General features: G+C 70.5%; 22 protein-coding genes. 15 read left to right on the forward strand and 7 right to left on the reverse strand.

Going from position 1 to position 19,675, the window contains the following annotated elements; all coding sequences use genetic code 11:
* Positions 1–31 precede the first annotated feature (31 nt).
* From NLX83_RS30120 to NLX83_RS30135, 4 genes are read left to right on the forward strand one after another with little or no spacing between them, the layout of a single operon-like run.
* Positions 32–379 (forward strand): RNA polymerase-binding protein RbpA, encoded by a 348-nt coding sequence (locus tag NLX83_RS30120; protein WP_254238600.1) that lies wholly within the window; start codon positions 32–34, stop codon positions 377–379.
* A 14-nt stretch (positions 380–393) separates the two neighbouring features.
* Positions 394–2,616, forward strand: a complete 2,223-nt coding sequence (locus NLX83_RS30125) for a helix-turn-helix domain-containing protein (RefSeq protein WP_254238601.1) — start codon at positions 394–396, stop codon at positions 2,614–2,616.
* A gap of 35 nt (positions 2,617–2,651) precedes the next feature.
* Entirely contained in the window at positions 2,652–3,230 is a 579-nt protein-coding gene (locus NLX83_RS30130; protein WP_254238602.1) for an FKBP-type peptidyl-prolyl cis-trans isomerase, read from the forward strand.
* Positions 3,231–3,282: 52 nt separating this feature from the next.
* Positions 3,283–3,828, forward strand: coding sequence for an FKBP-type peptidyl-prolyl cis-trans isomerase (locus NLX83_RS30135; protein ID WP_254238603.1), 546 nt, complete (start codon positions 3,283–3,285; stop codon positions 3,826–3,828).
* A 190-nt stretch (positions 3,829–4,018) separates the two neighbouring features.
* Here the strand turns inward: NLX83_RS30135 and NLX83_RS30140 are convergent, their stop codons facing one another.
* Together NLX83_RS30140 and NLX83_RS30145 are read right to left on the reverse strand one after the other, a co-directional pair.
* Positions 4,019–5,212: an HNH endonuclease signature motif containing protein gene (locus NLX83_RS30140; RefSeq protein ID WP_254238604.1), complete on the reverse strand. Its 1,194-nt coding sequence runs from the start codon at positions 5,210–5,212 to the stop codon at positions 4,019–4,021.
* A gap of 444 nt (positions 5,213–5,656) precedes the next feature.
* The gene (locus tag NLX83_RS30145) at positions 5,657–6,223 is read right to left on the reverse strand and encodes a TetR/AcrR family transcriptional regulator (protein WP_254238605.1); all 567 of its coding nucleotides are present in this window, start codon (positions 6,221–6,223) and stop codon (positions 5,657–5,659) included.
* Positions 6,224–6,379: 156 nt separating this feature from the next.
* Here NLX83_RS30145 and NLX83_RS30150 point away from each other — a divergent pair, with 156 nt between their 5' ends.
* From NLX83_RS30150 to NLX83_RS30170, 5 genes are all read left to right on the forward strand, one after another.
* A complete protein-coding gene (locus NLX83_RS30150) occupies positions 6,380–8,371 on the forward strand; it encodes a M6 family metalloprotease domain-containing protein (RefSeq protein ID WP_254238794.1) in 1,992 nt (663 codons plus the stop codon).
* Between the two features lie 11 nt (positions 8,372–8,382).
* A complete protein-coding gene (locus NLX83_RS30155; protein ID WP_254238606.1) occupies positions 8,383–8,751 on the forward strand; it encodes a hypothetical protein in 369 nt (122 codons plus the stop codon).
* Positions 8,748–9,293 carry a TlpA family protein disulfide reductase gene (locus NLX83_RS30160; protein WP_254238607.1) on the forward strand — a complete coding sequence of 182 codons (546 nt, stop codon included), beginning with the start codon at positions 8,748–8,750 and terminating at the stop codon, positions 9,291–9,293. Before NLX83_RS30155 ends, NLX83_RS30160 begins: the two co-directional genes overlap by 4 nt.
* A gap of 63 nt (positions 9,294–9,356) precedes the next feature.
* A complete protein-coding gene (locus NLX83_RS30165; protein WP_254238608.1) occupies positions 9,357–10,091 on the forward strand; it encodes a class I SAM-dependent methyltransferase in 735 nt (244 codons plus the stop codon).
* Entirely contained in the window at positions 10,088–10,672 is a 585-nt protein-coding gene (locus tag NLX83_RS30170) for a GNAT family N-acetyltransferase (protein WP_254238609.1), read from the forward strand. The genes NLX83_RS30165 and NLX83_RS30170 overlap by 4 nt, the downstream gene beginning before the upstream one ends.
* 3 nt (positions 10,673–10,675) lie before the next feature.
* Here the strand turns inward: NLX83_RS30170 and NLX83_RS30175 are convergent, their stop codons facing one another.
* Positions 10,676–11,467 carry a polysaccharide lyase gene (locus tag NLX83_RS30175; protein ID WP_254238610.1) on the reverse strand — a complete coding sequence of 264 codons (792 nt, stop codon included), beginning with the start codon at positions 11,465–11,467 and terminating at the stop codon, positions 10,676–10,678.
* A 115-nt stretch (positions 11,468–11,582) separates the two neighbouring features.
* Positions 11,583–12,023 carry a MarR family winged helix-turn-helix transcriptional regulator gene (locus NLX83_RS30180; protein ID WP_254238611.1) on the reverse strand — a complete coding sequence of 147 codons (441 nt, stop codon included), beginning with the start codon at positions 12,021–12,023 and terminating at the stop codon, positions 11,583–11,585.
* 111 nt (positions 12,024–12,134) lie between these two features.
* On the opposite strand from NLX83_RS30180, the gene trxA reads away from it, so the two are divergent.
* Positions 12,135–12,509 carry a thioredoxin gene (trxA, locus tag NLX83_RS30185; protein WP_254238612.1) on the forward strand — a complete coding sequence of 125 codons (375 nt, stop codon included), beginning with the start codon at positions 12,135–12,137 and terminating at the stop codon, positions 12,507–12,509.
* Positions 12,510–12,650: 141 nt separating this feature from the next.
* On the opposite strand, the gene NLX83_RS30190 is transcribed toward trxA, so the two are convergent.
* The gene (locus tag NLX83_RS30190; protein WP_254238613.1) at positions 12,651–13,274 is read right to left on the reverse strand and encodes a response regulator transcription factor; all 624 of its coding nucleotides are present in this window, start codon (positions 13,272–13,274) and stop codon (positions 12,651–12,653) included.
* A gap of 122 nt (positions 13,275–13,396) precedes the next feature.
* On the opposite strand from NLX83_RS30190, the gene NLX83_RS30195 reads away from it, so the two are divergent.
* A complete protein-coding gene (locus NLX83_RS30195; RefSeq protein WP_254238614.1) occupies positions 13,397–14,206 on the forward strand; it encodes a manganese catalase family protein in 810 nt (269 codons plus the stop codon).
* 9 nt (positions 14,207–14,215) lie between these two features.
* Positions 14,216–15,196, forward strand: coding sequence for an ArsR/SmtB family transcription factor (locus NLX83_RS30200; protein WP_254238615.1), 981 nt, complete (start codon positions 14,216–14,218; stop codon positions 15,194–15,196).
* Here the strand turns inward: NLX83_RS30200 and NLX83_RS30205 are convergent.
* Positions 15,183–16,154: a quinone oxidoreductase family protein gene (locus NLX83_RS30205; protein ID WP_254238616.1), complete on the reverse strand. Its 972-nt coding sequence runs from the start codon at positions 16,152–16,154 to the stop codon at positions 15,183–15,185. The two genes, NLX83_RS30200 and NLX83_RS30205, sit on opposite strands and share 14 nt — an antisense overlap.
* Before the next feature lie 63 nt (positions 16,155–16,217).
* Entirely contained in the window at positions 16,218–17,147 is a 930-nt protein-coding gene (locus NLX83_RS30210; RefSeq protein WP_254238617.1) for an acyl-CoA desaturase, read from the reverse strand.
* A 103-nt stretch (positions 17,148–17,250) separates the two neighbouring features.
* Between NLX83_RS30210 and NLX83_RS30215 the strand changes: the two genes are divergently transcribed.
* The 3 genes from NLX83_RS30215 (at position 17,251) to NLX83_RS30225 (ending at position 19,644) form a co-directional block, all read left to right on the forward strand.
* On the forward strand, positions 17,251–17,829 hold the full coding sequence (locus NLX83_RS30215) for a TetR/AcrR family transcriptional regulator (protein ID WP_254238618.1): 579 nt from the start codon (positions 17,251–17,253) through the stop codon (positions 17,827–17,829).
* Between the two features lie 118 nt (positions 17,830–17,947).
* Positions 17,948–18,697 (forward strand): phosphatidylserine decarboxylase, encoded by a 750-nt coding sequence (locus NLX83_RS30220; RefSeq protein ID WP_256564680.1) that lies wholly within the window; start codon positions 17,948–17,950, stop codon positions 18,695–18,697.
* A complete protein-coding gene (locus NLX83_RS30225) occupies positions 18,694–19,644 on the forward strand; it encodes an amidinotransferase (protein ID WP_254238620.1) in 951 nt (316 codons plus the stop codon). The genes NLX83_RS30220 and NLX83_RS30225 overlap by 4 nt, the downstream gene beginning before the upstream one ends.
* The last annotated feature ends 31 nt before the right edge of the window (positions 19,645–19,675 follow it).

Here is a 19,675-nt window from a genome sequence, read left to right on the forward strand (position 1 = left end):
TCGCAAGCCCCCAACACGTCGAGGAGGCGTCGTGATCCGCGCGATCCGGGCCGGTGGCGGCCCGCAGTACCCGCAGCCCGCCACCGAGGCCCCCGCTGCGCGGCGAACCGTGGTGTTCGTCTGCCCGCAGGGCCACAACGTAGAGCTGACCTTCGCGGCCGATGCCGAGACCCCCGAGGTGTGGGAGTGCCCGAAACACGGGACGGAGAGCCGGGTCTGGTACTCCGACACCAGCGGCGGCGGCGAGCAGAACGCGGTGCCGCGCACCGGCAAGACGCACTGGGAGCAGCTGTGCTCCCGCCGCTCCGAACCCGAACTGGAGCAACTGCTGGCGGAGCGGCTCAGCGTGCTGCGCGCCGGCCGCGTGTCCGTCGGCTGAACGCGTGGAGTGACATGATCAGCGGCCCCCTCCAGGACGAGACGTCACTGGTGGAGCTCGGCACGGCGCTGCGGCACTGGCGCACGGCCTCCGGCCTGTCGCTGCGGCGGCTGGCCAGGACCATCGGCCTCAGCGCGCACAGCGCGCTCGCCGACTACGAACGCGGCAGGCGGATCATCCCGGAGGGGCTGGTCCCGCGCTTCGCCGAGGCGGTCGGTGACGCCGACGGCGCGATCGCCGCCGCCCTCGGCGCGCTGCGGGCGCGGGCCGCGGCCGAGCTCGCCGAGCTGGCCGAGGAGCGCCAGGCGGTGGCCGAACGCGAACCCGCCCCGACCGAACCGTCGCCGGTGTCCCCGCCCCCGGCCGCGGTGCCGCCGCCCCCCGAGGACTTCGTCGGCAGGGACGCGGAGCTGGACGGGCTGTGCGGCCTGCTCACCGGCGGTGCGCTCGTGGTGCTCAGCGGGCCACCGGGATCGGGCCGGTCCACCCTGGCCGCGCGGGTCGCCGTCGAGGTGGCCGACGAGTTCCCCGACGGCGCGATCCTGCTCGGCCTGTGCGATCCCAACCCGGTCGAGGCGATGCGCAAGGCCCTGCGCGCCTGCGGGGTCGCCGACCGCGCCCTTCCGTCCGATGTGGACGAACTCGGCGCGCGCTACCGCGCGGTGCTCGCCGAGCGGCGGATGCTGGTGGTGCTCGACCACATCGCGCACGAGGACCAGGTGCTGCCGCTGCTGGCCCCGGCGCCCGGCTGCGCCCTGCTGGTCACCAGCCGCAGCCCGCTGCACGGCCTGGACGCCCGGCGCGCGGTGCGGCGCTGCCGGATCGGGGCGCTGCCCGAGGACGACGCCGTCGAGCTGATCGCCGCCGTGCTCGGGCGGGCCCGGGTGGACGCCGAACCCGCCGCGGCGCGCCGGATGGCGGGGCTGTGCGACCGCTGGCCGCTGGCGCTGCGCATCGCGGCGGCCCGCCTCGTCGACTGGCCCGGCGGGCTGCTCGCCGACGCCGCCGACGACCTGGAGCGGGAGCAGGCCCGGCTGGCCTGGCTGCCCGCGGACAACCGCGCCGTCCGCAGCGTGCTGGAGGTGTCCTACCGGCAGCTCGACGATCCGGCGCGCAGGCTGCTGCGGCGCCTGGCCCTGGCGCCGGGCAAGTGCTTCACCGTGGAGACCGCGGCCAGCGCGCTCGGCGTCCCGCCGCGCTCGGCCCGCCGCGAGCTGGATCGGCTGTGCGCGGCCGGATTCCTCCTGCCCACCGCGAGCGAGGGACGCGCTCGGATGCACGGCATCGTCCGCAGCTTCGCGCGGTTCTGCGCCGACCAGGACGAGCCCGCTCGGGACGAGGTGGAGCTGCGCCTGGTGCGGACCCTGCTGGACACCGCGGCCGACGCGGCGAGCTGGCTCGACCCCACGGCGGTGAGCGGGCGCGAGTCGGCCTTCCCCGGGCTCCGGGCCGCGGTGTGCTGGCTCGACACCGAGCGGCCCGCCATCCTCGCCGCCGTGGAACGGAGTTCCCGCCTGGACCCCGGCCGCGGACTGGCCCCCCTGCTGCGGATGGTCTGGTACTACGAACTGCGGTGCGCGTGGCCGGATCTGCGGGCGCTGGCCCAGCTCGTCCTCGAACAGGCCCAGCTGCAACAGGACACCGAGCACAAGGCCTACGCGCTCGCCGCGCTGTCCTTGGCGGCGGTCAAGTCGGGGCAGCCGGACACCGGGCGCGAGCTGGCCGAGACCGCCGCGGGCCTCGCCCACGGTGACGGGATGGCCGTCGCGGAGATCGCCGCGCTCGACTGCCTCGGCCGCGCCCTGCTCGTGCTGGACCGCCCGGACGCGGCCCGGCAGGCGCTCGCGCGGGCCGTGTCCCTGCGCGGTGACTGGTGGCAGCACGCCACCTGCTCCAGCCGGCTCGGCAAAGCGCTGACGCGGCTGGGCGAGCCCGCGCGGGGCCTGGAACTCGAGCAGCACGCCCTGTTGCTGTTCGAGCGGCACGGCGACGACCGCGGTGCGGCGCGGACCCGCATCCGGCTCGGCCTCGCCCTCGCCGCCCTCGACCGCCACGCCGAGGCCGTCGAGCAGTACGACCGCGCCGCCAAGGTCTTCGAGCACTACGGCGACACGTGGAGCCAGGCGAAGGCGTTGCGCGAGGTCGGCAACGGCAGGAAGGCGCTCGGCGAGGACGAGCTGGCCGCCGAGGATCTGCGGCGCGCCGAGGCGCTGCTCGCCGCGCAGGGTTGCCGGTGACGCCCGCTCCGGCCGCTCCGATTAGGCTTTCCGCCATGCGGAAGACCGCGGCGATGACCGCTCTCCTGATCAGCACCGTCCTCGCGGTGACGGGCTGCACGCCCAGCGAGCGCCCCTCCGACCTGCCCGAAGGCGGGGCGGGTTCGAGCCAGGCCGCTTCCTCGGCCGCCGCCCCGACCTCGACCACGCCCGCCGGTCCGCCGTGCACGATCGACCAGGTCACCGCGACCGGCGCCGCGGGCCAGAAGCCCACAGTCACCATCCCGGCCACCTGTTCGCCGCCCGCGGAGCTGCTGACCAAGGACCTCATCCCGGGCACCGGCGCCGCCATCAAGACGGGCGACCAGCTGCAGATGCACTACGCGCTCTACACCTGGTCGACCAAGAAGGAGAACCAGGCCTCCTTCGGTGACGCCCCGTTCTCGGCGACCCTGGCGAAGGGCCAGCTCATCGACGGCTGGGTCGAGGGCCTCGTCGGCATGAAGCAGGGCGGCCGCCGCCTGCTCGTCGTGCCGCCCGCCAAGGGCTACAAGGAGAAGGGCACTTCGGACGGTTCGATCAAGGGCAACGAGACCCTGGTCTTCGTCGTCGATGCGGTCAAGGTCGGCGCGTAACACCCGGCACCCCGGCGCCGTCCGCTCGACGGCGCCGGGGTTTCTGCTGGCCGTGTCCCTGCTGGCGGGCTGTTCCCCGCCCGCTGAAGCTCCTTCGGACCTCCCTGACGGCGGCGCGAGCCTCGGCACCACCCGCCCCAGCCCGACGCGGCCCCGGCAGTCCGCTCCGCCCATCACCCCCGCGGGCCCGGTGTGCTCCACTGCCGAGATCTCCGTGCGGCTCAACGGTTCTGATCGCCCCAGCATCACCGTCCCGTCCGGTTGCGCCCCGCCCGCCAACCTCGCCACGAAGAACCTGTCTCCCGGCTCGCGCTCGTCGTTCGTCGGCCGCGGCACCGCTGTGCGGATGCACTACGCGCTCGCCACCTGGTCCGACCGGCGGGAGCTGGAGAGTTCCTTCGGCGGTGAGCCCGTGTCTTTCGTCGTCGGCGACAACACCGGCATCCCCGGCTGGCACGAGGGCGTGATCGGGATGAGCACCGGCGAGATGCGGCTGGTCGTCGTGCCGCCCGCCAAGGGGTATGGCGCTCGCGGGCAGCAGGAGATCAAGGCCAACGAGACGCTGGTTTTCGTCCTCTCCGTCGTGCAGGTCGGCTAGTTCCGGCGCGGGGTCGGCTTGACCTGGGGTCCCTCGCGCGTGCCGAGGGCCTGCCGGGCGGGCACGGGAGGAACCCGGCCCTCGCGCGCGAGCGTATGGCACGCGCACCCCAGGTAAAGCCTCGGTTGCGTTGCGCCCCTTACCTTCCAGCCTGCGCTGGAACGTCCGTCTACTCTGGACGTCCCGGGGTCTATAGCTTCAGTGGGTGATCCACCCTGATGTTCCGTAGAGGTTCCTGGTCAGGGTCGATCCACTTTGGTGGGATGAACGCCGGTATCCCGTGGTCGAAAACGATCTCCCAGTCCTGATCATGGATCACATGATGGTGATGCACGCACAGCAGGACGAGGTTGTCGAGGTCGGTCGGCCCGCCGTCGATCCAATGCACCACATGATGAGCTTCTGTCCAGGAGGGTGGCCGATCACATCCGGGGAAGGCGCATCCCTTGTCCCGCACCGCGAGCGCCCGTTTCTGAGCGAGGGAAGCCAGGCGCCGCTCCCGTCCGTAGGCGAGGGGTTCACCTTCCTCGCCGAGCACCATCGGGATGACTCCGGTGTCGCAGGCGGTCTGCCGCAGCAGCTCCGCGCTCATCGGCTGCCCGGTCTGGGTTTCCCCGCAACCGGTCCTGCGCTCCAGGTCGTCCAACCCCATGGTGACGATCAACAGGGTACGCGGCAGTCCGGGCATGTCCTGGACCGACATCGCCATGGTCATCGCCTCGATGAAGGCATCAGCCAACCGCTGCTCCGAGGTACGGGGGTCCTTCTCCCCGTTGACGGACTTCGGCTTGGCCAACGCCGAGAGGAAGTTCCACACCTTCTCACCGTTGATCGGATCAATCATCGCCTTCAGATGCAGACACCCGTCCTGATCCCGACCCATCCGCACCGATCGCCGCGCGATCGCCTCCTGCTCATCCCGGTAGACACCATCAGGGTCGACGTGCTGCCGCACGCGTTTACCGACCACCATCAGATCACGCGGGTTCAGATTCGGCGCCGCCTTCGCCAACGCCGCATCGGCCTTGCCCGCATATTCCTCCGGGATGCGCTTGATCGCATCGGAGATCACCAGCGCGTGCTCACCACTGATCACACCGGTGTAGACGGCTTGCCGAGTGCGGGGCAGCTTCGGTAGTTCGTGGACCAATCGCTTGCGGCGGTTGGCTTCGGCAGGGGTGATGTTGAGTTCGCTGCGCAGCAGGATCGCGAGATCCTTACACCCACGCGAGGCATGTAGTCCGCGTTCCTCAGCCTGGGTGGCGACATCGGTCTTCACGGCGGTGAGCAGATTACTGATCCGCTCCAGCTCCTTCAACAGCGCGACATGGTCCTTCTCGGAGAGTCGGTAGGAGTCGTTGACTTCGATCTCGGTCGTCAGCATGTCTGTGATTGCTTTGGTATCCAACATGATTCACCCCCTCTCCGTGGATACCTCCATTATCTCAAGACGCAAGATCGACATCCAAGTACCAGTGGGTGAATCCCTGCACGTCAACGGTTCCAGCGTGTCACCGAATTCGGCATTCGGGGAGGGTCCCGCAAGTGGGCGACACCAATCGCAAGTCCCAGCGAAACATAAGGGGCGCAACGGGATCGAGGCTTTACCTGGGGTGCGCGTGCCATACGCTCCCCCGCGAGGGCCGGGGTTTCATCCCGTGCCCCTGAGAGGCCCAAGGGCACGCGCAAGGGGCCCCAGGTCAAGCCGACCCCACGCAGGAAGCCCTGCGGGCCACGCTGGAAGTCCAGCCGACTCCGCTGGAAGTCCAGCCCGCGCAAGCAGGAAGCCCAGCCGCGCAAGCAGGAAGCCCAGTCACGCGAGACTCAGCTAAACCCCATAAGCCCGAACGAAAGTGTCCACCCCGGCCTCGACAACGGCCCGAAGATCCACAGTGGACTCACGCAGCGCCCGTGCCTCCCAAGGGCCGGTGAGCAGCGCGAGGAACTGCTCCGCGGCCACGGCCGGATCGCACTGCCGCAACGCCCCGGCCAGGCACAGCCGCGCGAACCGATCCGCGAGCGCCTCGCCGACCCAGCAGGCCGACCCGGTCAGCCGTCGCAGCGCGGTGGAACGCGGGTCGGAGTAGATCCGGAGCAGTCCGAGAGCGACCTCCTCCAGTGCCGCGCGGAGGTCGCCGGGATCGCGCAGCCGCTCGACGATCGCGAGGCTGTCCGCCCGCACCGCGTCGGCGACGGCCTCGGTCGCGTGGCGGAACAGGTTCTCCTTGTCGGTGAGGTGGTTGTACACGGTCGGCTTGGCCACACCGGCCTCGTCGGCGATCTCCTGCACGCACGCCTGGTCGTAGCCGCGGCGCGCGAAGACGGTGAACGCGGCGTCGAGGATCGCCTTGCGCTTGTCGATCCGTCCGCGTGCGGTTCGCCCGGTTGAGGTCACCCGCACATGGTATTCCGCGAGCAACGGGCCGGGGCCGAACGGCCTAGCGCGCCCCGCTGTTTGTGAAACTTGTCCGGCTTTCGGCGGATGGTCGAAATGCCTTGCCGCTCAATAGATTCCGCTGGGGAAGGTCCCCGGTGGGAGTGGGTGGTGCGAGTGCGCTCGTCGTTGTCGAGGCTGCTGGTCCTCGCCGCTGCCACGGTGGTGGCCTTCACGGTCCCGCCCGCGGCCGCGGCCCCTGGGAACCGGCTGGCGCCGATCGACCCGAAGAACTGGGAGAACCCCCAGGACATGACGTGGTCGGACTACCGGAAGGTACCCGGTACCAACTGGTCCGACCCCGCAGGGAAACCGACGAAGCGGACGTTCAAGGGCGCGCTGGTGCTCGCGGACTACCCCGACCAGGACTTCGTGGTCACCAAGCCGCCGCGCTCGGACGTCTTCGGCAACCCGTCGCAGCTGGCCAACAACATCCCGCGCGCGCAGGTCGGGAAGTTCTACCAGGACTTCCTGAACAAGCCGAACGCGGTGAACCGCGGGCACACGCTGCACGAGTACTGGATGGAAGCCTCCGGTGGCCGGATCGGGGTCGAGCTGACCGCGTTCGGCGCCTACCGGCTGCCGGGCAAGTCCTACGAGTACGGCATGGAGTTCCAGGGCGCCGGGGCGTGCCCGGAGGGCTCGACCTGCAACCGCAACCTGCGCACGGACGCGGGCAACGCGTGGCGGGCCGAGGTCGGCAACGAGGTGCCCAAGCAGTTCGACTTCGTGTTCTTCCTCAGCGCGGGCCAGGACGAGTCGTCGACCTGGCAGGAGTTCGGCGAGATGTTGTTCCAGCGCAAGGAGGACGTGCCGGACTCGTTCGGCCCGCCGGACCCGAAGCTGCCGAACTGGGCGAAGACGCGCTACGTCGAGTGGACCTCCTGGAAGGCGGCGTCGGCGATCTGGCCGAACGCGGGCGGCGGGTCCTCGACGCAGGCGGAGAGCTCGGGGCACGGCACGTTCGCGCACGAGCTGAGCCACATCCTGGGCATCGGTGACAACTACAACAACCCCTTCGGCAAACCGCCCGTGCGGGCCTACACCGGTCCGTGGGAGATGATGAGCCGCGGCACGTTCAACGGTCCCGGTGGCACGCACACCCGCTGGAAGATCCCGCCGGACGCGGGCGGCGCGATGGGCTCGCACCACATGCTGCGCACCAAGGCGAAGCTCGGCATGATCGACCCGGCGCACGTCCTGCAGCTGGAGCGCGACGCGCTGGCCAAGTCCGGGATCATCACCGCCCGGGTCACCGCCCGCGAGGTGCAGCCGGGCAAGAACGGGCTGATGGGCCTCAACGTCGCGTTGAAGACCGGGGACAAGTCGCCGAGGTGCAGCCAGAGCACCGATCCGTTCTGCGACGGCGGCGGGTACAACAACTACACCGTCGAGGTCGTCGACCGGATGGGCGCGGACTCGTTCACCCCGGACAGCGGCGTGCTGTTCACCAAGACCAAGAACACCGACGCCGCGCCGTTCGAGTGGATCATCGACGCGAACCCGGCCGACATCGACCTGGTGGACTTCTACCGCCCGGACGGCACCCCGGTGAAGGTCACCATCGGCGACCCGCGCCAGCTCGCCGACGCGCCGTTCCGCGCGGGCACCGGTTCCGGCAGCAAGTACGAGTACGTGGACACCGCGAACCGGCTGCACCTCTACGTCACCGACATCCACCGCGACCAGCAGGGCGTGTTGTCCTACACCGTCGCGGTGCGCTCGCTCGACGGAGCCGGGCCACACACCCGCGGACTGGTACTCGGTCCCTCGGGGGCCTCGCGCCCGGATCGCGCGGGCGTCGCGCAGTGCACGTTCCCGCTCTCCAACACCGGGCGAACGCTGCCGGTGACCGGCCAGCCGCAGGACGTGTCGTCCTATGTGGACGGTGACGTGTACCGGCTGCGCGCGACCGCTCCCGCCGGGTACGAGGTGCAGCTGCCCAACGAGCTCGCCGCGGTCAAGGTGGGCAAGAAGGTCGACATCCCGCTCAACGTTGTCCGCACCGGCAACCCGGCGGGCGTGCTCGCCGAGGCCACGCTCACGGCCACGTCGGAGAGCGACCCCACCAAGACCGCGACCGCCAAATGCCTCATCCCCGCTCGGTAAAGCTCGCAGGCGTGCTCGCGCTGGTCCTGGCGGCGGGGTGCGGCAACGCCAGCGCGGAGGTGAAGTTGCTCGTGCGGGACGGCACGGTGCGGGCTGTGGGCTCGGAGTGCTCCGGAACCGGCGCCTACGCCGCGCTGCACCGATCGGCGAAGTTCACGGTGCGCGGTGCGGAGGGCAAACAGGTCGCCGAGGGCGTGCTGCCCGCGGGTAAAGCCGTTGCGGCGCTTGAGGAGGATCTCAAGGTGCCGCGCGTGCCGACGTTCTGCGAGCTGACCTTCGCGGTTTCACTGCCTGTGGCCGACACCTATGACCTCGTCGTTGAGGGAGAGCCGATTCGCTTGCAGCGCAAGGACAACCAGCTCGTGGGGATGGTGCCGTGAAGCGCGCCGCGGTGGCGCTCCTCGCGCTCGTCCTGGTGGCCTGCTCGTCGGAGCCGCCGCGCGGCGGGAAGCAGGCGTTGCCCGGCCCGGTGCCCGCCGGGGTGAGCTACCGCGACGCGACCGGAGCGGCCGCGCCGAAGCTCACGCTGTCCCTTGTGGACGGAACCCGAGTGTCCACAGAGGACCTGTGGCGGGACCGCCCGCTGGTGCTGGTGTTCTTCAGCTCCTGGTGCGGCCAGTGCGGACAGACGCAGGCGGAGTTCACCGCGCTCGCCGAGAAACACCGGGATGCGGTCACCTTCCTCGGCGTCGCCGGTCGGGACTCCGAGGCGGACCTGCGCCGCTACCTCGACGAGCACCGGGTGAACTACCCGGTGGCCCGCGACGACGAGGGGCAGAGCGCCGGGCGCGCGTTCGCGTTGCGGGAACCGCCGCTGGTCGCCCTGGTGGCCAAGGGCGGTGCCCTGGTCAGGGGCTGGCCGGGCGGGACGAACGCGGACGCGCTCTCGTCGGAGCTGTCCAATCTGGTCCAGCGGCGGTGAAGTGGATTGCCCGATCGGTGAAATCGAGTGCCGCGCCCCGCCCACCTGGCTACTGTCGCGCCCGTGGGCAGTGACGCGACAGTCAGCAGCGGGACCACGGCGGCCGCCGGGTGGGAGGAGCAGGCCCGCAACTGGGTGGCCTGGGTGCGCAAGCCGGACTTCGACTCCTACTGGTACTACCGCGACGGCTTCTTCGACCTGGTCGGCGAGCCCGGCGCGGCCACCCTCGACCTCGGCTGCGGCGAGGGCCGGGTCAGCCGGGACCTGCGGGCGCGCGGGCACCGGGTGACCGGGGTCGACGTCTCGCAGACGATGATCGATTTCGCGGCCGAGGCCGACCCTGACGGCGACTACCGGGTCTGCGACGCGCGAGAGCTGCCCTTCGCCGACGGCGCCTTCGACATCGTGATCGCCTACAACACGCTGATGGACGTGGACGACCTCGCCGGATCGATGGCCGAGGCGGCCCGCGTGCTCGCGCCAGGCGGCCGGATGTGCGTCGCCACCACGCATCCGCTCAACGACGCCGGGCGCTTCGAGACCGGTCCGGACGGGCGGCGGCGCTTCGTGATCGAGGAGTCCTACTTCGCCCGCAAGCGCGTCGAGGACACCATCGAGCGGGACGGGATGCTGATGACCTTCCACGGCTGGACCAATCCGCTCAGCGCCTACACGCGGGCGCTGGAGACGGCGGGGCTGGTGATCGAGGCGATGCGGGAGCCGGTCTTCGAGATGAAGGGCAGGCGGGACGACCTGATCCCTTACCACCTCTGGACGAGGGCGGTGCGTCCGGCATGAGCCTGCGCATCACCGGGGACCGCGCCACGCTGCGCGACTGGGCGCCCGAGGACGAGGCCGTGCTGCCGGACCTGCTCGCCCCGCACCGGCCGTGGCACGACACCAACGGCCCGTACCTGGGCAGGCCGACCGAGGAGCAGCTGGCCGCCAAGGTCCGGCGGATCGCCGAGCGGGCCCGCTCGCTGCCCGAGGACCTGCCCGAGCCCCGGACCTCGCTCGCCGTGCTGGACACCGGCTCCAACCGGCTGATCGGCGAGGTCAGCTGGTACTGGGAGGCCGAGCCCGCCAGCTGGCGCCGGATGGGTGTGGTGATCTTCGACGAGGTCTACTGGGGCGGCGGCTACGGCACCGACGCGCTGCGGCTGTGGACCGGCTACCTCTTCGAGACCACCGACGCGCTGCGGCTGGACTTCGCCACCTACTCCGGGAACCCGGGCATGGCCGCGGTCGGGCGCAAGCTCGGGTTCACGGAGGAGGCGCGGTTCCGCAACGGCCGCGTGCTGGACGGGGTGGCCTACGACGGACTCGTTTTCGGGGTGTTGCGCGAGGAATGGCTCGCGCGCCGCGACGGGCTCGGCTGAGCCTTATCGCGAGGCCGAGACGGTGAAGTTCGAGAAATGGGCGTGCACCGTCGACTTCGGTCCCCAACTGGTGTCGTGGCCGCCGAAGAAGGTGGAGAAGAAAACGCCGCGGAAGGGAATCGAGCCGATTCCGTCCACCTCGTTGGCGGAGAGCACCTGGCGGCCGTCGTACCAGACGGTCACGTTGCCGGTCGAGCGCGTGATCGCCTGCTCGATGGTGTGCGTCCGGCCGTCCGCGGCGAAGCTCCAGCTGCCCAGCCCGACGTCCTTGCCGTAGCCGTTGCCCTTGGGCGTGTACACGTAGACCTCGCCCTTGCCGCCGCCGCGCCACATGAACCTGGTCGACCAGCCGCCGTGGTTGCCGCCGCTCTGGCTGCCCGGGTCACCGCCGTAGAAGCCGGGCAGCTTGCCGCCCTTGCCGAAGTCGTAGCCGGTCGGGAAGCGCACCTGGTAACGCAGGTACAGCGTGTTCGCGCGTTGCAGGTCGGCCCGCCCGACGCGGTTGAGGTCCTGGTAGAACTGCCCGCCGCCGGTGGTCGGGCAGTTCTTGCACGAGGGCGCCGAGGACCCCTTGCCGTAGGTGACGTCGAGGGTGCTCCCGGAGGCTTTCATGTCGTTGAAGCCCCATTTGCCGCGGTGGTCGATGCCCCAGCCCGCCGACCACGAGGTCGAGGGGAAGCCGGAGAACCCGCCGCTCCACGGTGCGGGTGCCGCGGTGGCGGGTGTTCCCGTCGTCATTCCGGCGAGCACCGCGAAAGCGAGAAGACCTCCGCGCAGCCGAGAACCCAGAGACATGGTCGTTCCCTTCGGTCGACGAGCGTCACTGCCGCGGCGGTCCGAAATGAACGGTAGGGGTCCTGCGCGAATTGTTCAAGAATGTCTTCGGAATTCATGAATGTGAATATCGGCGTTATCCGGAATGCTCGGCGACCGAGGTGGTCAGCTTCCGCAACAACGACCGCAGCTGGTCGAACTCGGCGTCCTCCAGCCCCATTGCCGCGCCGATCGCGGGCGGCAGCTCCAGCGCCCGCTCGCGCAGGGCGGCGCCCTCCTCGGTGACCGTCACCAGCACCGAGCGCTCGTCGTCCCGCCTGCGCTCCCTGCGCACCAGCCCGGCCTTCTCCAGCCGCTTGAGCAGCGGGGAGAGGGTGCCGTAGTCCAGCTGGAGCGCCGCGCCGAGGTCCTTCACCGGGCACGCGCCGTTCTCCCACAGCGCCAGCAGCACCAGGTACTGCGGGTAGGTCAGCCCGAGCTTGTCCAGCACCGGCCGGTAGAAGCCGGTGACCGCCCTGGACGCCGCGTAGAGCGCGAAGCAGACCTGGTCGTCGAGGCGCAGTGAGGGCTCGGTCATGACCCGAGTTTAGTGCGACGGCGATCAGATCGCGGGCGAGCTAAACGTGAGGAATAGCGACCCCCGGTCGCGGGTTACCCCAGGGGGACCGACGAGCGAGGAGCCGGACACATGGCAACTGTCGAACTGACCACCGAGAACTTCGAGCAGGTAGTCAGCGGGGACGGCACGGTGCTCGTCGATTTCTGGGCGTCGTGGTGCGGGCCGTGCCGGATGTTCGCGCCGGTCTACGAGGCCGCGTCGGAACGGCACGATGACATCGTGTTCGGCTCGGTGAACACCGAGGAGCAGGTGCAGATCGCCTCCGCGTTCAACATCTCCTCGATCCCCACGCTCATGGTCTTCCGCGAGGGCGTCGTGCTCTACGCGCAGCCCGGCGCGCTGCCGGAGGCGAGCCTGGAGGAGCTGATCTCCCAGGCGCGCGCCGTCGACATGGCCGACGTGCACCGCAAGGTCGCCGACCACCAGGCCAAGCAGGAGTCCTGACCCAGCCCCACATTTCGCCCGTTTCGTACTCTTGGCCGTCTTTGGGAGCGCTCTCTTTCCCGTTAAGAGTACGAAACGGGAGTTCTCTAGCCAGCCCGGCCGATGTGGAGGGCGGGGGCGGAGTGCGGCATGGGGGCGAGTTTAGCCGTCGAGCAGGCCGTCGCGCCCCGCGAGCGCGGCGGCCTGGGTCCTGCTGCGCACACCGAGTCGCCGCAACAGCGCCGCGGTCATGCGCTTCACCGTGCGCGGGGAGACGCTGAGCGCGACGGCGATCTCCGTGGTGCTGCGGTCCTCCGCGAGGTACCGCCACAGTCGCAGCTCCGAGGTGTTCAGCCGGGGAGTCCCCGGCGCGGGCAACGGGGCGATTTCCCTTGGTAGCAAAAGCCATCCGTGCGCGAGCGCGAGCAGTCCCTGAACCAGGACGTCCGGCGCGCAGCTGCGGGGGAGCACGCCGCTGGCGCCCGCCCGCAAAGCCTGCGTCACAAGGCCGCGGTCGTTGCGCGCGGTGGTGGCGGCGACCGCCAGCGACGGCGCCCTGCGCCGGATCGCGGTGATCGCCGACAGCGCCCCGGGCGGCGCCAGCCCGAGATCCACGACCACGACGTCCGGGCGGGCCTCGCGCACCAGCCACACCGCCGCCGACGCCGCGTCCGTGCTCGCGACGAGGTCGATCGGCGCGTCCGGAGCGGAGGACAGCATCTCCAGCCCCTTGGCGAAAGTCGGCTCGGTGTCGATCACTGCCAGTCGTACCCGCGCCCTCGTCATGGCCCAGGAATGCCCGTCCCGGCAACGGATACGCGTGGCCCCGCGAGGTCTTCCTTGGCACACCGGGGTCACCGGCACGGGTATCCCGGAGGGGCCCTGAACCCCCGACCTCGGGAGCGCTCGTGTTCTACCACGCCCAGGACCTCCAGTTCGAAGCCCGTCCCGACGCACCGGACGCCGCGTTCGCCGCGCGGTTGCAGGAGGTGCTCGGTGGCAAGTGGGGCGAGATGACGGTGGCGATGCAGTACCTCTACCAGGGGTGGAACTGCCGCCTGCCGGGCAAGTACAAGGACCTGCTGCTGGCCACCGGCACCGAGGAGCTGGCCCACGTCGAGATGATCTGCACGATGATCGCGCGGTTGCAGGAGGGTGCCCCGCTCAGCGTCCGGGAGGCGGCGCAGACGGAGAACCCGATGCTGGCGGCCGTGTACGGCGCGGCCAACCCGCAGCACGCGATCGTCAACGGCGGCGGCGCCTATCCGCACGACAGCCAGGGCGTTCCGTGGACCGGCGCGTACATCACGGCCAGCGGCAACCTGATGGCCGACTTCCACCTCAACGCCACCGCCGAGATGCAGGGCCGCGTCCAGGTCGCCCGGCTCTACGAGATGACCGACGACACCGGAGTGCGGAAGATGATCAAGTTCCTGCTCGCCCGCGACCACGTGCACCAGAAGCAGTGGCTGGCCGCGGTGGAGGAGCTGAAGGCGGACGGGCTCGACGGGATGCCGGTGCCCGAGGCCTTCCCGGTCGAGGAGGAGAACGGCGCCTTCAACAAGCAGATCATCAACTTCACCGACGGGACGGCGCTCGGCGACGGCGGCTGGACGTCCGCGCTCGACGTCGACAAGCCCACCGCGCACGGGCAGGCGCCGGTGCTGCCGCTCGGTGACCCGAGGCTGTACGGCACCCCGCCGCCGGAGAAGTCGTAGTCTCCTCGTGTGCTCGAACTCGGCTTCACGGCGCAGGACCTGGCGCGGACGCGCTTCGCGTTCTCCCCGCTGTGGGAGGTCGTGGCGAGCGTCCGGGTGCTGAAGGAACCCGCCGCGCACGCGCTGCACCTGCCGTGGATCTCCACCGCCGCGGAGCGGGTCCGGGCGCTCGACCTGAGCCTGCTCGACGCGCTGATCCCGGTGCCCGCGCGGCGGTTGCCCGCCTTCCTCGCGCCCACGCCGACGACGCCCGTCCCGGACATCGCCGACGAGCTCGACGCCTTGCGCGCCGTGGCCGCCGACGAGGTCAGGGCGGGCGTCGAGCTGCTCAACCGCCCGCCCGTGCTCGACGAGCTCTACGACGATCCGCCAACGGGATTGGCGAAGCTGGCTGAAACCGTTGCGGTGTATTGGGAAACCGCGTTGCTCCCGCACTGGCCGCGGATTCGCGCGCTGCTGGAGGGAGAAGTGCTGCACCGCTCCCGGCGGCTCGCGGAGGGCGGGGCGCAACGGCTGTTCGCGGATCTGGACCCCGCGGTCAGCTGGGCCGGTGACACCCTTGTGGTGCAACGAAAAACGTCCGAGCGACTGCGACTGGAGGGGCGCGGTCTGGTGCTCGTCCCCTCGGTTTTCGTCTGGCCCAAGGTGTTCTCCAAGATCACCGACTCCTGGCAGCCGGTGCTGCGCTATCCGCCGCGCGGGATCGCCACGCTCTGGGAGCGGGGCCGCGATCCCGTTCCGGACGCGCTCGCGGCGGTGCTCGGGCCTTCTCGCGCCCAGCTGCTCGCCGAGCTGGACGCGCCCGCCTCGACCTCGGAGCTGGCCCGCCGCACGGGGATCACCGCGGGCGGGGTGTCGCAGCAGCTGACCCTGTTGCGCGAGGCCGGGCTGGTCACCTCGCACCGGACCGGGCGTTTCGTGCTCTACCAGCGGACCCCGGCCGCCGATGTCCTGCTCGGGGCCGGGGTCCCCGGGCTCAGCTCGTCGTGAGCAGCAGCTTGCCGGTGGTCTTGCGGCCCTGGAGGTCCTCGTGGGCCCGCCGTGCGTCGTCGAGGGCGTAGCGCCCGCCGATGGCGATGTCCAGCTTGCCCGCCTGGATCGCGTCGAAGACCTCACCGGCCCGCCACAGCAGCTCTTCGCGCGTCGCGGTGTGGTGCCCGAGCGAAGGACGGGTCAGGAACAGCGAACCGCCGGAGTTGAGGCGCTGCGCGTCGAAGGCCGGGACCGCGCCGCTGGCCGCGCCGTAGAGGGCCAGCAGGCCGCGCGGGCGGAGGCTGGCCAGGCTCGCGTCGAAGGTGTCCTTGCCGACGCCGTCGTAGACCACGTGCACGCCGACGCCGTCGGTCAGCTCGCGCACCCGCTCCGCGACGTCCTGCTCGGTGTAGCGGATGATCTCGTCCGCCCCGGCCTCGCGGGCCAGCTTCTCCTTGTCCTCGGTGGAGACCGTGCCGATCACCCGTCCGCCGCGGGCCTTGATCATCTGGGTGAGCAGCAGGCCCATGCCGCCCGCGGCCGCGTGCACCAGCGCGACGTCGCCCTCGGCGACCGGGTGCGTTGAGGCGGTCAGGTAGTGGGCCGTCATGCCCTGGAGCATCGCGCCCGCCGCCGTCTCCAGGTCCACAGTGGACGGAACGGGGACGAGCTGCGCCGCTGGGGCGACGACCTGCTGGGCGTAGCTGCCGATCGCCGAGGCCCACGCGACCCTGTCGCCCACGGCGAACTCGGTGACGCCCTCGCCGAGCGCGGCCACGGTGCCCGCGCCCTCAAGGCCGAGGGTGAACGGCGTCGGGATCGGGTACGCGCCGGTGCGGTGGTAGGTGTCGATGTAGTTCACCCCGGCCGCGGCCACGTCCACCAGCACCGCGCCCGGTCCCGGCTCCGGCCGGTCCAGCTCCTCGGCGACGAGAACCTCCGGTCCACCGTGCGATCGAACGACTACCGCCCGCATGCTGCCTCCTCGATAGGACACGTCACCAGGGCCAACACTCCCGCCCCGCGCGGTGTTCCCGGCTCAGGGAGCGGTCCGCAGCTTGGCCAGCCTGCGCTCGGTCGGCCAGCGCGCGTCCCACACCCAGCCCAGCTTCTCGAAGATCCAGATCGTCCGCGCGGAGATGTCGATCTGCCCGCGCAGCACGCCGTGCCGGGCGCAGGTCGGGTCGGAGTGGTGCAGGTTGTGCCAGGACTCGCCGAAGGAGAAGATCGCCAGCGGCCACACGTTGGCGGCCTTGTCCTTGGACTTGAACGGCCGCTCGCCGATCAGGTGGCAGATCGAGTTCACCGACCACGTCACGTGGTGCAGGAACGCGACCCGGACCAGGCCCGCCCAGAAGAACGCGGTGAGCGCGCCCCACCACGACCACGTCAGCAGGCCGCCGAGCAGCGCGGGCAGCAGGAAACTCGCGGCGGTCAGGAACGGCAGCAGCCGGTCGATGCGCTGAATGTCCTTGTCCGCCACCAGGTCCGGGGCGAACCGCTCCGCGTTGGTGACCTCGTTGTTGAACATCCAGCCCATGTGCGCGTGCCAGAAGCCCTTCGCCAGCGCGGCCGGAGTGGTGCCGTAAGCCCACGGCGAGTGCGGGTCGCCCTCCTTGTCGGAGAACGCGTGGTGCCTGCGGTGGTCGGCGACCCACGCGGTGACCTCGCCCTGCACCGCGAGGTGGCCGCACAGCGCCAGTGCGATCTTGAGGCCGCGCTTGGCCTTGAACGAGCCGTGGGTGAAGTGGCGGTGGTAGCCGATGGTGATGCCGAGCCCGGCGACCACCCAGAACAGCACGAACAGCGCGACGTCCACCCAGCCGAGGCCCCAGCCCCAGGCCAGCGGCGCGGCGACCAGGAAGGCCAGCGTCGGCGGGATCAGCACGAACAGCCGCACCGCGAGGTGGGCGGCCGGGGTGCCCTCCAGCAGCGGCTTCGGACCGTTCTCGGTCGAGGTCATCGTCATACCGACGACCCTGCCGGGGCCGGGCCGCGACCGCATTGGTGCACGCCCCCGGACCAGGCCTCGGGAACGCACCCCTTTGGCCCACGGGCGATAGAGTCGCGGCGTGACGCGGTTGGAGGCTTCGCGACGACGCGAGCAGATCGTGGCCGCGGCGCACCAGGTGCTCGTCGAGCAGGGCGTGCCGGCCGCGACCACCAGGCGCATCGCGGCGGAGGCCGGGGTCACCGTCGGGCTGATCCACTACCACTTCGCCACCAAGGACGAGCTGTTCGCCGAGGTGCTCGCCCGGTCGACCGGCGCGCTGGTGGAGGCGGTGCGCACCACCTCCGCCGAGGGCAGCAGCCTCGAGGACTGCGTGCGCGACCTGCTGGCGCGCGCCGTGCGGCGCTCCGGGGTGCTGCTCGGGCAGCTCCAGCTCACGATCGCGGTGATGCGCAGCCCGGAGCTGGCGCCGCTGGCCACCGCGAAGTACCGGGACGTGGTCGGCGCGCTGGCCCAGCGGTTCCGGGTGACGCCGAACCCTCCGGCCGACCCCGAAGCGCTGGCATTGGCGTTCCTGACGGTGGCGGACGGCCTCGTGGTGATCGCTTCGGCGCTACCGGAGGCGAGCGGGTTGGTGGCCGCGGCCGAACGAACGATTCTCTCGGGTGCCGCTCTGGGGCCCGGGAGCCCCGGCAATTAACTCGAACGGGTTAGTGGAAACCCGGATTCTTGCGTTTCCCACGCCCGTATTTGACGATTCCTTCAGTGACCCCCTGCACCACGTTGATCATCCCTGTGAAAACCGGAAGCTGCGTGTGATGGCCCAATCCCTGGAGTCGTGGATCGAATCCGACGTCCGGCCCTTCGAGGACAAATCGCTGTCGTATTTGTCTCAATATCATTTCTTTCGGGATCCGACAAGGCCGGTGTCCAGCGACCCCGGCGTGTTCTTCTCCCCGGCCGATGGCATCCTGCTCTACCAGGGCGTCGTCAAGCCGGACGAGCCGGTCATGGAGATCAAGGGCGTGCCGTACACGCCCCGCGTGGCGTTACGTGAGCCGGATTTCGACCGGCTCAGCCTCGTCATCGGGATCTTCATGACGTTTTTCGACGTCCACGTCAACAGAATTCCTTATTCTGGAAGGCTGTCCTGGCGGGCGGTCGAGCCGATCGACACGCTCAACCATCCGATGCTGGCGATGGAGCAGGACCTGTTGACGGAGTTGCGCATCGATCCGGACCGGGCCGGATACCTGCATCACAACCAGCGCATGGTGAACCGGATCGACGTGCCCGCGCTGCGCCAGTCCTACTACGTCCTGCAGATCGCCGACCACGACGTCGACGCCATCACCCCGTTCGGCCTGCGCCAGCACCGGCCGGTGTTCCAGGGGCGGCGGTTCTCCCAGATCCGCTACGGCTCCCAGGTGGAGCTGGTCATCCCGCTGTCGGAGCACGTGGAGTTCGTGCCGCTGCAGCGGACCGGGACGCACGTGCAGGCCGGGGTCGACCCCCTGGTCCGCGTGCGCTTCCCCGACCACGAGCAGGAAGGAGGCACAGCGGCATGATCGCCGTTGTCCCACCGCAGCCCTCCCTGGACCCGTGGGAGCCCGCGCTGCTGCCCGCCAACCCCAGCCAGCTGACGCGGCCCGCGTTCCTGATGAACGCGCCGTTCTCCTGGCCGGTGCCGAGGGCGCAGCCCGCGGAGCGGGTGCCCCGGCCGCGGCGGGCGTTCGCGCAGTTCTTCGACCTCTACCACCTGGTCGCGGCCGAGGCGCTGGTGACGGTCCTGCCGACGCCGGGCCTGACCGGCGTGCCCGACCTGGTCTTCACCGCGAACCTCGGTGTGGTGCTCGAACACCTCAATGAGCGCGACACGGTGGTGATCTCCAACCAGGCAGACGAGGTCCGGCGCGCGGAGGCGGCCGTGGGGGCCGACTTCTTCCGCGCGATGGGTTACCGCACGCACGTGCCGGAGGGGCGCTTCGGCGGCGAGGCGGACCTGAAACACCTGCGCGGCAACGTCTACGCCGGTGGTCACGGCCGGTTCTCGGAGCCCGAGACCTACGACTGGATGGAAGGCGCCTTCGAGATGGAGGTGGTCCGGCTCGCGCTCACCGATCCCGGGCTGTCCCGCCTCGACCAGGTGCTCTTCCCGCTGACCAAGGAGAAGACGCTGGTGTGCACCGAGCTCTTCGAGCGGGCGGAGCTCGCCGCGCTGGAGCGGCACACCGAGATCGTTCAAGTGTCCATTGAGGACTGTCGAGCGGGGGCGTGCGGCTCGGTCCGGCTGCACAACGTCTGGCTGAACTCCTCGCACGTGCACGACCTGCGGGCGGGAACCGAGGAGTACCAACGGGAAGTCGCCAAGAACCGGCGCATCGAGGACATCGCGGCCACGCTGGCCTTCGAGGTGAACTACGTGAACCTCTCCGAGTACCGCGACCACGGCGCGCAGCTCTCGGCGCTGCTGCTGCACCTCAACCGGTTCTCGTACGCGTTCCAGCTGCTGTGAGCGTGGTGGGGGCGTCGGCGCCGACGCCCCC

The organism is Allokutzneria sp. A3M-2-11 16 (assembly GCF_024213555.1).
GTDB lineage: Bacteria > Actinomycetota > Actinomycetes > Mycobacteriales > Pseudonocardiaceae > Allokutzneria.

Bases quoted from the DNA above. Each gene is read 5' to 3' on its own strand.
- NLX83_RS30125 (WP_254238601.1), top strand. From the start codon at position 394: ATGATCAGCGGCCCCCTCCAGGACGAGACGTCACTGGTGGAGCTCGGC.
- NLX83_RS30130 (WP_254238602.1), top strand. From the start codon at position 2,652: ATGCGGAAGACCGCGGCGATGACCGCTCTCCTGATCAGCACCGTCCTC.
- NLX83_RS30140 (WP_254238604.1), bottom strand. From the start codon at position 5,212: ATGCTGACGACCGAGATCGAAGTCAACGACTCCTACCGACTCTCCGAG.
- NLX83_RS30170 (WP_254238609.1), top strand. From the start codon at position 10,088: ATGAGCCTGCGCATCACCGGGGACCGCGCCACGCTGCGCGACTGGGCG.
- NLX83_RS30175 (WP_254238610.1), bottom strand. From the start codon at position 11,467: ATGTCTCTGGGTTCTCGGCTGCGCGGAGGTCTTCTCGCTTTCGCGGTG.
- NLX83_RS30180 (WP_254238611.1), bottom strand. From the start codon at position 12,023: ATGACCGAGCCCTCACTGCGCCTCGACGACCAGGTCTGCTTCGCGCTC.
- trxA (WP_254238612.1), top strand. From the start codon at position 12,135: ATGGCAACTGTCGAACTGACCACCGAGAACTTCGAGCAGGTAGTCAGC.
- NLX83_RS30190 (WP_254238613.1), bottom strand. From the start codon at position 13,274: ATGACGAGGGCGCGGGTACGACTGGCAGTGATCGACACCGAGCCGACT.
- NLX83_RS30205 (WP_254238616.1), bottom strand. From the start codon at position 16,154: ATGCGGGCGGTAGTCGTTCGATCGCACGGTGGACCGGAGGTTCTCGTC.
- NLX83_RS30210 (WP_254238617.1), bottom strand. From the start codon at position 17,147: ATGACGATGACCTCGACCGAGAACGGTCCGAAGCCGCTGCTGGAGGGC.
- NLX83_RS30220 (WP_256564680.1), top strand. From the start codon at position 17,948: ATGGCCCAATCCCTGGAGTCGTGGATCGAATCCGACGTCCGGCCCTTC.
- NLX83_RS30225 (WP_254238620.1), top strand. From the start codon at position 18,694: ATGATCGCCGTTGTCCCACCGCAGCCCTCCCTGGACCCGTGGGAGCCC.